This window comes from bacterium, from assembly GCA_040753555.1.
Lineage (GTDB): Bacteria > UBA9089 > UBA9088 > UBA9088 > UBA9088 > JBFLYE01.
Genome location: JBFMDZ010000066.1, coordinates 1 through 11,570, shown reverse-complemented (window position 1 = coordinate 11,570; position 11,570 = coordinate 1). Strand labels below are relative to the sequence as shown.

The window sequence follows — 11,570 nt, the reverse complement described above, 5'->3', positions numbered from 1 at the left end:
AGGGACCACCTGATCCTGTAGATAAAATTCCATCATCTGGCTCAATAACCTCACCACCTCCAGAGATAAGTAAAAGATTTTCTTTATCACAGACAACAAGCATTGCCTCAAGCCTCCTTAAATATTTATCCATTCTCCATTCCTTTGCAAGCTCAACAGCCGCCCTTTGCAGATTTCCTTTGTATTCCTTTATCTTTCCCTCAAACCTTTCAACCAATGTAAAGGCATCAGCCACAGAGCCAGAAAAACCAGCCAAAACCTTTCCCTCATATATCCTCCTTATCTTTTTTGCCTTGTGTTTTATGATTGTATTTTCCAATGAAACCTGACCATCTCCACCAATGGCTACCTTTCCATCCTTTTTTACAGCAATAATTGTTGTCCCTTTCACATTTTAAATTATAAACTTTCTTTTTGTTTTTGTAAAGCCAATAAAATCCTTTATGATAGATGCTTAAGTTTGCCCATACATCTTTTCAATAAGTCTTTGTAAAGTAAAAGGTCTTCTTTGGTAAAGATAAATAACTCCTTAATGTTTCCTTTTCCCAATAAAGAGAAAAAGAACATCCCAGAAATACACATTAAAACATTTGTGAGCAGGGTAGACAATGCCGCTCCCATAAGTTTATAATGGGGAATAAGAATAATACAAGCCATAATGTTCACAAATGTTAGAAAAAGAGAGATATAGGATGCCAATAAAAATTTCTTATGCCTTATAACTAAACCATTAACACTTTGACCAATAGAATAAATTACCATTCCTGGAATAAGGATTATCAACGATGGTATAGCAGGCAGGAATTGCCTTCCTCCAAAGATTAAAACAAAAAATTTTGCTCCTATTCCAATGATTATTCCACCAACAATTGCCAAAAGTAATGTATGGCGGCAGACTAAGGCGGTTAATCTTCTTGCCTCTTTTTCATCACAAGATGCTACCTTTGGCCAAAGCACAGTACTTGTAGAGTAAGGGATAAGCAGTAAAAGCTCAGAAATAGCAAGAGAAACAGAAAATAACCCTACATCCTTCACGCTTAAGTAATAATTAATGAGAAATAGATTTACTCTACTCCGCAAGAATGAGGCAATACATCCTATATGTAGTTTTAATCCATCTTTTAAGGTTTCTTTTAAGAGGGAAAAATTAATCTGCCATTTTTCTTTTTTTGTAATGCGAGATACTAGATATATCCCTAAAATTCCCGAGAAGATAATAGCTAATCCTCCTCCTATGATTGCCCCCCATACCTCTAATTTTAAGATAAAAACAAGGGCTACAACAAGTAGCATTCCCAAAATTTTCCATAAAAGAAAAACAAGGTTATAATCACGGATATTATAGGTTCCTTGCAATATGGCTGAGAAATAATAAATTGTCATAATAAAAGGGGTAAGGGGCATAGTTACTAAAAGATAAACCCCTTTCATTCCAGGATAAAACCATTCTTTAAAGAAAATAAATGTAGGTATGAAGAAAAGGATTGAAAGCCCACCCAATATTCCTGTAAAAAGCAAGGAGTTAGCGCCAAAGTTTCCAATTTTATATCCTCCCTTTCCAATATAATGGACATAGGAAGCGGGAAGGGATAGATAAAATAGATTAAAGAATAGCTCGGGATAAAGAAGGGTTAATGTAACTATTCCATTTCCTTCTGGCCCTAATATATGGGCGATTATCATCCCTCTAATAGCAGCACAAAAAAGACCAATTATTTGGCATCCTAATGTCGCCGATCCCCATTTTGCAAAGCTCATTTGGATAAAGCCTCTTTGAAAAGCTCAATGTATCTATTGCAAGCTACCTCCCAATCGGTATATTTTATTATCCAATCGTAAGAATCTTTTCCGATTCTTACCCTTAATTTTTCATCTGTTGCCAATTCACATAGTTTAAGGAATATATCATCCTCTGTTTTTGTATTTACTACGGGTGGAAGTCCACCATAAAAGAAATCTTTATACTCTGGATTAAAGTAAGCAAAAACAGGTGTTCCACACGCCATAGATTCTACTGTCGCTATGCCAAATGCACCTACATTAAACTGATCAGCCACTATATCTGCTACATTATAGTAGAATCCCAACTTAAACCTTTCCATAGGTGCCATCCAAATCACATTTTCTCCTATTCCCAGTCCCTCTACCAGCCTTTTACTCTCTTCCAAATCCCAACCCTTCTCTATTGCTATTAGTTTAGCATTTGTCTTTGTTGAGACAAGAAATCTCGCAAAGGCCTTAAACAGCTTATCATTGTCCTTACAGTCTTTAATATCTTTGTCCTTCCAGCATTGCCTTGTGGGATGAAAGATAAGAAGAGAACAATCTAGATCTTTCTTTATCCTTTCTTTTTCTCTTTTTCTTTCCAGCCCTTCCATTGGTTTAAAGATAGTTGTATCCATTATGTGCTGGTAACATCTTAATCTCTTAAGCCCTAATCTCTTGGCAGTCTCTATCTGATGAGGCAAAATTAAAACAAAAGATGCCTTCTTTAAAGCAGCTCTTAGGCTATGTTTAATAAAAAAAGAAAGCAATCTTCTTTTGTAATTTAAGTATCTTTTAGGGTCTCCTGACCATCCTTGAGTTGCTAATTGGTCAAGATCGCTACCATAACTTAAAAATATGAAAGGCTTTTTTGCCCAATATGCAAAGATTGGAGCAAATCCCGAGCATACTATAAGCTCATACCCCTTTAAAAAATTTATTATTTCTATTAAGCTAAATGGATTCTTGAGAATACTGGAAGAAATTACCTTCTGATGAATCCAAAAAGAATAATCTGCTTTGGACCTTAAAAGAGGATCATTAGCATTTGGAAGATCACCACCCTTTATTTCAGCATTAACATCAAAGAGTAGCTCTGCATCTATCCCCTTCTTTCGCAGAAAAGATACCAAGCAATAGGGAATGTTTTGAATATTGTAGGGGTCAAAGAATAAGATTTTCATTTAAATGGAATATCTTTTTTGTTCCTTATCAAAAATAAACAAGATTTACTTTGTCTTTTTCTATTTCAACCTTACCCACTACTGAAACAGGGCTACCAAAAGCAATAGAATAGGGAGGGATATCTTTATTGACAAAACTATTTGCTCCGATTAAACTGTGTTCTCCTATATTAATCCCTTTATTTACTATACTCAAACTGCCTATATAACAACAGTCTCCAATTACAACAGAGTCATATTCATACTTTGCTCCTCCTCTAGTTAGACACCATTTTATAGAATCATGGGTATAAATTTGGACTCCAGATGAGATATTGCAATAGCTACCAATTTTTAAACCTCCGGAGCCATCAAGGATGGTAAATGGACCTATCCATGTGTTCTCCCCAACCCTTACATCCCCCATAACTATAGAGCTGTCATAAATACTGCTTTCTTTACCAAATCCTAAGTATTCCGCCCTTTCCCAGCGATCAAACAGCTCTTCATTAAACGGAAGAGCACGATTCCACCTTTTCTTTATCTCTTCCCGCAATACCTTATGAAGCTCAAATATTTCTTTATCTTTAGGAATTTCTAATTTCCAAGCATCTTTCCACATCATCCTATTATCTCCTTAATCCACAAAACAACAAATTCCTGTTCTTCCTTTCCCATCGATGTATAAACATTAACCCCTTTAGGTTTAAATTGAACCTTTCTATTTTTAGCTCTATTATTCTCTTTAATGTGCTCATAGCATAAAATTTTTCAGCCACCATTCAAAACATCGCTAAAAAGTAAATTGCCTAATCCATTCTCTAAAAACTATATCAACCATGAAATATGTATTACCAACCTTATCTATATGTCCATCAGCAATCAGTAGCTCTAATGTTCTTTGTACACTTGAAGGATAACCAAGCTCATTTTTACTTAATATCTCTTTTGATAATAAATTGTTACCGCCACGATGAGCAATTGTTTGTAATAATTGTCTTTTGGTAGTAATTAATCTATTCCAGTGTTCACGGAAATTTTGATCGTATTGTTTCAACAATTCTTTAAATACTATGCCTATATCTTTTTCATTAGCCCCCTTTTTTTGAATAACCGCATAATCCCATAATTCATGGGATAACATTTGGATATAATATGGGATATTTTCTGACATTTCAATAATTTTTGCTACTGCGATTTTTGATATTTTTATTCCTGTATTGCAAAATTTTTTATAAATAAATTTTTTAATTATTTCTTCTGGAATTCTTTCAAGATACATTACTGGACCCATTCTATAAAATGGTCGATCGGGTGAGGTTGCCATATCAACTAGAATATGTCTTCTAGAACCGGCAAATATATATCCAACATTACGTTGATGCTGGATAGCTGAGCGTAAAACACCTTCAATATGCCTTCCGTTTAATTTCAGTATTTCTTGGAATTCATCAAATACAATTACTAATCTTTCTCTTTTAGTAATTTTTGCAGGGAGTTCATATATTTTTGATGCAATCATCTCTAAATTTTCATCTAGAGATTTATATCCTAATGTTAATGCAGGATTTCCTTTATCATCAACATTTAACTCAAATTTTATACCAGAAAGTATTTTTTTAGTAAATTCATATATTTTATTTATTGTAGTAAATTCTTTTATTAAAGCATTTAAATAAGTATTCAGGAATTTCTTATAAGTAGAAATACCCTCTATATCAAGATAAACTGTTCTTATATTCTGCCTTCTAATTTCCTCCAAAACGGTCTTTATGAGAGAGGTTTTTCCAAATCTTCTTGGGGAAATTAAAAATATTTTTTGAGAATCCAACAAATCATTTGATAATTTTTTAATTTCTTTTTCTCGGTTGCAAAAATTATCCCCGGTCACTACTTCGCCATATATAAAAGGGTTTTCCATTTTTTATCCTTCTAATTATACATTATTGCATTACGCATAAAAGTATAACACAAAATTTTATTTTGTTAAAATAAAATGTATCTATTCACCTTTTGTAAGTTGTATTTTTATGTATATTAGGTTGTAAAAACTTAAAAAACCTGAATAGTTACAATAAAATACACAATTCTTCCTGCTTCCCATAAACAGAACTTTGTTTATCTTTGTCATATTATAAGCTTCTCATAATTTCCCTCATACACTCCACCACATATTCCTGTTCTTCTTTAGTCATTGATGGATATATAGGAAGAAGAATAGTATTTTTTGTTATCCTTTCTGTCATTGGAAGCCTTGGCATATTTCCTCGTTTTATATAGCACTCTTCCATATGAATTGCCATAATTCCCCTCCTTGTGGCTATTTTCTTTTCAAGAAGCCTTTCCATAAGCATATCCCTTGATATAGGAGACAAATCAAGTATCTCAATCCAATAAGATTGGTAGTTATGATATATATAATCGGGAATTTTAGGAATCCTAATGACCTTTATTTCTGAAAGAACCTTATTATAAAACTCAGCAATCTCCCTTCTCTTTTCAAGGATAAACGGAAGTTTTTCAAGTTGAGCAATACCCATTGCAGCCTGTATATCTGTCATCCTATAATTATATTCAATTTCAATATATGATTCTACAATTACTTTATTAGCCTTATGCCTTTCAAGGTCAGAGACTGACATTCCATGGTGGCGAAACCTTCTCAATCTTTCAGCTATCTCTTTGTCATCAGTGGTAATCATACCACCTTCACCTGTTGTAATTATCTTTCTTGGATGAAAACTAAAGCAGGCAATGTTTCCATATCCTCCTATTCTTTTTCCTTTATATTCAGAGCCAATAGCACAAGCTGCATCTTCAATTACCTTTAATTCATATCTGTCAGCTATATTTTTAATAGCATCCAGATCAGCAGGTAGTCCCATTTGGTGAACAGGCATTATTACCTTTGTTTTTTCAGTAATCTTTTCTTCTATTTTTTGAGGGTCAATATTACAGGTTTCAAGGTCTATATCTACAAAAACAGGGGTTGCACCACAATGGACTACGGCATTTGCCGTGGCAATAAAGGAAAGGGAAGGAACGATTACTTCGTCTTGAAAAGAAACCCCAGAGACAGCAAGGGCAGAATGCAAGGCGGTTGTGCAAGAGGTTACTGCCACAGCATACCTTGAACCAACATATTCGGCAAATTTCTCTTCAAACTCAGCTACCCTAGGACCTTGAGATACCCAACCAGAAAGGATTGCCTCTTTTGCCGCTAATGCCTCCTCGTCTCCTAGAAATGGTTTTGAAATAGGTAATATCTTATTTATCTCTTCCATCTTTTATACCGAATATAAGCAATTCCTTCCTTCTCAACATCTTCTTTTCTAAAACAATTCCTTCCATCCACAAATGCCTTTACCCCTTTTTCTTTTAATCGGCTCCAATCAAGCATTAAAAATGGCTTATGCCCGGTTACCAGGATAACCGCATCCATAGAATCATTGCTATATATATCACTATACCCAAATCCCTTTTGGATGATTTCATTAGGAGTGTAAAATGGATCGTAAAGAAAAACCTTTACCTTTCTTGTTTTAAGGGCTCTATCTACAAGGTATGCAGGAGAATTGATATCCTCTTTCACCCCTGGTCTAAATCCCAAACCAAGAAGCAATACATTTAGGTTGGTAAGCTCTCCAAAATAGCCTTCAAGAGAGTTTATGATATACTCTGATTGGTCATCATTAATTCTTCTTGCCATCTTGGCCAATGATTGACTTATGCCCCTTTGTTCTGCATCATTAATCAAAAAATAGGGATAAACAGGTGTACAATGACCTCCAACACCTATCCCTGGCTCAAGTAGATATGTCTCTTTGTCTGTATTTGCAGATTGAATTATCTTTAATATATCAAGGCCAAGCTCATCGCAATATCGGGCCATCTCATTAATCAATGCTATATTTACATCCCTATAGATCATTCCCATAAGCTTAACCATCTCGGCATTTTCTAAAGAACCTACATCTATTACACAATCAACTATTGATTTATAAAAATCTATCCCTTTTTTTAATGATAATGGACCTAATCCTCCTACAACCTTTGGGGTTTTATTTAATCTTTCCATTACCATCAATGATTTTACCCTCTCAGGACTAAAGATAAGATAAAAATCCTCTTCGGCCTTCAAACCATTGCTTTCTAGGATTGGCTTAAGAATATTCCTTGTTGTCCCAACAGGAAGCGTGGTTTCAAAGCTAATAAGAACCTTCTTTTTCATACATTTGCTTAATCTTTGGGCTACATCCTTTATTCCTATAAGGTCTGCACGATTATAATTATCCAATAAAACAGGAACTATTACTATTACCACATCAGCGATTGAAACAGCTTCTTTTAAATCTAATGTTGCCCTTAGAAGACCTCTTTTTACAACATCATTCAGAATTCCTTCTATCCCTGGCTCATCTATGGGCATCTCTCCATTATTAATCATTTCAACAGTTTTTGGATTTATATCAACGCCTATCACATTCCATCCCTTAGAAGCCGCATTAACTGCTAACGGAAATCCCATTTTACCACATCCTATAACAGAAAGATTCATAGTAGTTTGAAATGTTCATAGGTTAGCCTGAGCCCTTCCATCAGGTTAACCTTAGGATTATATCCTAAAACCCTCACTGCCCTATCAATATTTGGAATCCTTATAAGAATTTCACTCCTTTCTACCTCCCTAAAAATAATGGGAATATCATAGCCAACAACATAAGAGATAAGCCTTGCCAACCAAAGGATAGTACAGGTCTCTTTTGGATTCCCAATATTAAATGTAGATGGTTCTTCTATTGTCTCATCCTCAACCAGTCTTTCTATGGCATCAATACAGTCACTGATATAACACCATGCCCTTATAGGGCTTCCATCTCCATATATAACAATTGGCTCTTTTTGGACAACAGCTCTAAAGAAATTGCTAATAGCACCCTCACCTGTCTGTCTTGGTCCATATATATTAAATGGTCTAACAGAAAATCCCTTAAAGCCATATTTCTTTCCATAGCTAAGGGTCAATTGTTCACTAGCAAGCTTACTTACAGCATATGTCCACCTATAATCATTAATAGGTCCTATACAATGATTTGAATCTTCACTAACATTATAGGCATCTCTTCCATATACCTCACTGGTTGAGAAATCAATAACCTTCTTAATCCTTAACTCCTTACAACATTCAAGAAGATTAGTAGTTCCAAGAATGTTTACTTTAAGGGTTTTAGTAGGATTTTTATAATAGCTTGAAACACCTGCAATGGCTGCTAAATGGACTACATAATCACAATCCTTCATTGCAAGGAAAAGCCCTTCTTTATCCAAAACATCCCCCTCTATAAATTTTACATTTGGATGGTCTTTTAATTCCGGGATATACTTCAAAGAATCTCTTCTTAGATTGTCAAATATAACAATTTTATGTCTTTTATATAATCTCTCAACTAAATGGCTTCCAATAAAACCTGCACCACCGGTAATCAGAATATTTTTTTTCTTTATTTCCATTTGTTGAAGAATTCTCCTATTGCCATTGCGATATATTCAATATCATCATCGCTTAACTCAGGATAAATTGGTAATGATAAAATTTCTTTACTTATCTTTTCTGCCTCAGGAAAATCTCCCTCTTTATAGCCATAATGCTTACAGGCTTCTTGTAGATGTATAGGGATTTTATAATGGATACCTGTAGCTATGCCTTTATTACTCAGATATTCCTGAAACTCATCCCTTTCCCTTGTCCTTACTACATAAAGATGCCAGACATGCCTTCTATTACTTACTTCTTTTGGCAGTTTTAATGGGGTGTCCTGAAGCAAGTGAGTATATCTTTTAGCAATCTCTTGGCGCCTTTTATTATAATCATCAAGGTGTTTTAGTTTTATTCTCAATATTGCTGCCTGGATTTCATCAAGTCTATAATTATACCCAATAATAGAGTGTTCATACTTGCTCTTATGTCCATGGTTTCTATAAAGCCTTACCTTCTCTGCCATTTCTGGACTATTGGTAGTAACCATTCCTCCCTCTCCATATCCTCCAAGGTTTTTTGTAAAATAGAAGCTAAAGCATCCTATATCTCCTATGCTTCCACATTTTCTTCCATAATATTCCCCTCCATGTGCCTGACAGGCATCTTCTATGACTTTCAAGCCATACTTTGCTGCAATCTCCGAAATAGGATTCATCTCTGCGGCTTGTCCATACATATGTATTGGAATGATAGCCTTTGTCTTTGAGCTTATCCTTTCTTCTATTAGAGAGGGATCAATCGTATAGATAAAAGGGTCTATATCAACAAAGACAGGTCTTGCTCCAAGGTAGGCAATTGCCTCTGTGGTAGCAAAAAATGTATGGGGCGATGTAATTACCTCATCACCCTCTTTAATATCCCCTGCAAGTAATGCCAGGTGAAGGGCATCTGTTCCTGAACCAACACCAATTGCATATTTTGTCCCACAATAAGCAGCAAACTCCTCCTCTAAAGCAGAAACATTTGGTCCAAGAAAGAGGTTCATCTTAGAAAATACTTCTTCAATAGCCAGCATTGCCTCTTCCTTTATGGGAAGAAAACCTGCTTTAAGGTTCACCAATGGGATTTTCTTCATTTTCTTGTTTTAATCATCCTGGCGGGATTTCCTAGCCAGACCTGATGGGAAGGAACATCCTTTGTAACCACGCTTCCTGCTCCAATGATTGCCCCTTCTCCAATGTTTATATTTCCAAGGATTGTGGCATTGCTTCCAATGGATACATTGTTTTCTATTATAGTTTTAACAAACCTTTCTTTCCAATCCTCCTCTCTTTCTATCTCTCCATTAGGATTTGTTGCTTTGGGATAGTTGTCGTTTATAAACATAACGCCATGGCCAATGAAACAATTATCTCCAATGCTTACCCCCTCACAAATAAAGGTATGGGAGGATATCTTGCAATTTTTTCCAATTATAGCATTTTTCTGGACCTCAACAAATGCACCTATCTTTGTATTATCTCCTATCTCGCATCCATAAAGGTTTATAAATTTTGAAAGCCATACATTCTTTCCTAGTTTTACATCATTTGATATACATAAATATTCCTTCATAATCTTACCAATCTTCCTTTATTTCTCAAGGATTCATTTGATGCCTCTAGCATCTTTATAACCCTTAACCCTGCATACCCATCGTTAATGGGTGTTTTATCATTCAATATACAATCAATAAAATATTCTGTCTCTAGCTTTAAAGCCTCAACATTCTCTATCTTTGGCGCCCACATATCGCCAGAGCGATACTTTGCCAATAGATTATAAACCCCTTCTTTCGTTGTAATCTCAACCCCCCTGTCATATACTTTAATCTTCTCATCTAATTCCAAATCATTCCATGTCAACATCTTCTTTTCTCCACCTATTAAGGTCATTCTAATTTTAACAGGAGACAACCAATTAACATTAAAATGAGCAACCAGGTTGCTATCAAAATATATGGTAACATATGCCACATCTTCTAAACCTCTATTGAAATGCTCTGCCCCATGGCTACAGATTCCAGAAGGTCTTTCCTTTATGACATAATCCATTATGGCAAAATCATGTGGAGCTAAATCCCAAATTACATTGATATCATGCTGGAAAAGCCCAAGGTTTATTCTGGTTGAATCGTAGTAATAAAGCCTTCCCAATATATTATCATCAACAATCTCCCTTATCTTTCTTACAGCAGGTGTAAAAAGGAATGTATGGTCTACCATAATCTTAAGATTCCTTTTCTCTGCCAGTTCTATCAGCTCCTCTCCCTCAGAAGACTTGGATGTAAATGGCTTTTCCACAAAGATATGTTTTCCATTAAGGAGAGCTTTTTTAGCCAGTTCATAATGGGTAAAGACAGGGGTAACAATTGCTACCGCATCAATATTTGGTGAAGCTATAATTTCATTATAATCTTTTTCTATTTTAATATTATGATATGCCTTACAAGCCCTATTTCTCGCTTCCTGGTTCATATCACAGATAGCAATAATCTTAACTACTTCATTTGTAATAAAATTTCTGGTAACATTAGGTCCCCAATATCCATAACCCACTATACCTAAATTTATCATTTTTCTCTATTCTCTTTCATAAAGAATGATGTCTAATATATAATGGCAAAGGTATTGGTGGATTGTCTCAACTGGGCCATATCTATCTTTTGGAACATAAAAATTGATATTCCCCATTGAACTTAAAGGATTATTCTCATCAAAACCTGAAAGGGTTATGACAGAGCAACCCTTATTTAAAGCCGCATCAACACCCCTTATAATGTTTTCAGACTTCCCAGAGCTACTAATGGCAAAGAGGATATCATTTTTGTTGGCAAACATTAAAAGGGGTTTTTCAAAGACATATTTATAACCAACGTCATTACTTATGCAGGTTAAAAGGGAGCTATCATTAAAGGCAAATGCCTTTATTCCTCCATTTTTCCAGAAATCAATTGCCATATGGCTTGCAATGGCCGCACTTCCGCCATTGCCAATAAAGAATATCTTATTATCTTTTCTTTCTTTAATGATTTTACAAGCAAGCTCAATCCCATAAAAGAGGGCTAATCTATTTCCCTCTTTATCAGAAACCCTTATTAAACCAAGTAGCTCTATAAATTCCTT

The 11,570-nt window shown here is 34.9% G+C and carries 12 protein-coding genes; all 12 read right to left on the bottom strand.

Going from position 1 to position 11,570, the window contains the following annotated elements; translation table 11 throughout:
• Window positions 1–391 (bottom strand): ATP-dependent protease subunit HslV (gene hslV / locus AB1630_06795; GenBank protein ID MEW6103505.1); only part of this gene is annotated, 391 nt, incomplete at its 3' end.
• A gap of 50 nt (window positions 392–441) precedes the next feature.
• Window positions 442–1,758: an oligosaccharide flippase family protein gene (locus AB1630_06790; protein ID MEW6103504.1), complete on the bottom strand. Its 1,317-nt coding sequence runs from the start codon at window positions 1,756–1,758 to the stop codon at window positions 442–444.
• Window positions 1,755–2,948: a glycosyltransferase gene (locus AB1630_06785; GenBank protein ID MEW6103503.1), complete on the bottom strand. Its 1,194-nt coding sequence runs from the start codon at window positions 2,946–2,948 to the stop codon at window positions 1,755–1,757. Before AB1630_06785 ends, AB1630_06790 begins: the two co-directional genes overlap by 4 nt.
• Window positions 2,949–2,976: 28 nt before the next feature.
• The gene (locus AB1630_06780; protein ID MEW6103502.1) at window positions 2,977–3,552 is read right to left on the bottom strand and encodes an acyltransferase; all 576 of its coding nucleotides are present in this window, start codon (window positions 3,550–3,552) and stop codon (window positions 2,977–2,979) included.
• Window positions 3,553–3,720: 168 nt separating this feature from the next.
• Window positions 3,721–4,848 carry an ATP-binding protein gene (locus tag AB1630_06775; protein ID MEW6103501.1) on the bottom strand — a complete coding sequence of 376 codons (1,128 nt, stop codon included), beginning with the start codon at window positions 4,846–4,848 and terminating at the stop codon, window positions 3,721–3,723.
• A 211-nt stretch (window positions 4,849–5,059) separates the two neighbouring features.
• On the bottom strand, window positions 5,060–6,211 hold the full coding sequence (locus tag AB1630_06770) for a DegT/DnrJ/EryC1/StrS family aminotransferase (GenBank protein MEW6103500.1): 1,152 nt from the start codon (window positions 6,209–6,211) through the stop codon (window positions 5,060–5,062).
• The gene (locus AB1630_06765; GenBank protein ID MEW6103499.1) at window positions 6,199–7,485 is read right to left on the bottom strand and encodes a nucleotide sugar dehydrogenase; all 1,287 of its coding nucleotides are present in this window, start codon (window positions 7,483–7,485) and stop codon (window positions 6,199–6,201) included. The genes AB1630_06770 and AB1630_06765 overlap by 13 nt, the downstream gene beginning before the upstream one ends.
• Window positions 7,482–8,438 (bottom strand): NAD-dependent epimerase/dehydratase family protein, encoded by a 957-nt coding sequence (locus AB1630_06760; protein ID MEW6103498.1) that lies wholly within the window; start codon window positions 8,436–8,438, stop codon window positions 7,482–7,484. The genes AB1630_06765 and AB1630_06760 overlap by 4 nt, the downstream gene beginning before the upstream one ends.
• Window positions 8,429–9,541: a DegT/DnrJ/EryC1/StrS family aminotransferase gene (locus AB1630_06755; protein ID MEW6103497.1), complete on the bottom strand. Its 1,113-nt coding sequence runs from the start codon at window positions 9,539–9,541 to the stop codon at window positions 8,429–8,431. Before AB1630_06755 ends, AB1630_06760 begins: the two co-directional genes overlap by 10 nt.
• Window positions 9,538–10,020, bottom strand: a complete 483-nt coding sequence (locus AB1630_06750) for an acyltransferase (GenBank protein MEW6103496.1) — start codon at window positions 10,018–10,020, stop codon at window positions 9,538–9,540. Before AB1630_06750 ends, AB1630_06755 begins: the two co-directional genes overlap by 4 nt.
• Window positions 10,017–11,021, bottom strand: coding sequence for a Gfo/Idh/MocA family oxidoreductase (locus tag AB1630_06745; GenBank protein ID MEW6103495.1), 1,005 nt, complete (start codon window positions 11,019–11,021; stop codon window positions 10,017–10,019). Before AB1630_06745 ends, AB1630_06750 begins: the two co-directional genes overlap by 4 nt.
• A 6-nt stretch (window positions 11,022–11,027) precedes the next feature.
• The coding region (locus AB1630_06740; protein ID MEW6103494.1) for an SIS domain-containing protein at window positions 11,028–11,570 on the bottom strand (543 nt) is incomplete at its 5' end.

What these genes read in the sequence shown, in the direction of transcription:
- AB1630_06790 (MEW6103504.1), bottom strand. Translation starts at nt 1,758, where the DNA reads ATGAGCTTTGCAAAATGGGGATCGGCGACATTAGGATGCCAAATAATT.
- AB1630_06785 (MEW6103503.1), bottom strand. Translation starts at nt 2,948, where the DNA reads ATGAAAATCTTATTCTTTGACCCCTACAATATTCAAAACATTCCCTAT.
- AB1630_06780 (MEW6103502.1), bottom strand. Translation starts at nt 3,552, where the DNA reads ATGATGTGGAAAGATGCTTGGAAATTAGAAATTCCTAAAGATAAAGAA.
- AB1630_06775 (MEW6103501.1), bottom strand. Translation starts at nt 4,848, where the DNA reads ATGGAAAACCCTTTTATATATGGCGAAGTAGTGACCGGGGATAATTTT.
- AB1630_06770 (MEW6103500.1), bottom strand. Translation starts at nt 6,211, where the DNA reads ATGGAAGAGATAAATAAGATATTACCTATTTCAAAACCATTTCTAGGA.
- AB1630_06765 (MEW6103499.1), bottom strand. Translation starts at nt 7,485, where the DNA reads ATGAATCTTTCTGTTATAGGATGTGGTAAAATGGGATTTCCGTTAGCA.
- AB1630_06760 (MEW6103498.1), bottom strand. Translation starts at nt 8,438, where the DNA reads ATGGAAATAAAGAAAAAAAATATTCTGATTACCGGTGGTGCAGGTTTT.
- AB1630_06755 (MEW6103497.1), bottom strand. Translation starts at nt 9,541, where the DNA reads ATGAAGAAAATCCCATTGGTGAACCTTAAAGCAGGTTTTCTTCCCATA.
- AB1630_06750 (MEW6103496.1), bottom strand. Translation starts at nt 10,020, where the DNA reads ATGAAGGAATATTTATGTATATCAAATGATGTAAAACTAGGAAAGAAT.
- AB1630_06745 (MEW6103495.1), bottom strand. Translation starts at nt 11,021, where the DNA reads ATGATAAATTTAGGTATAGTGGGTTATGGATATTGGGGACCTAATGTT.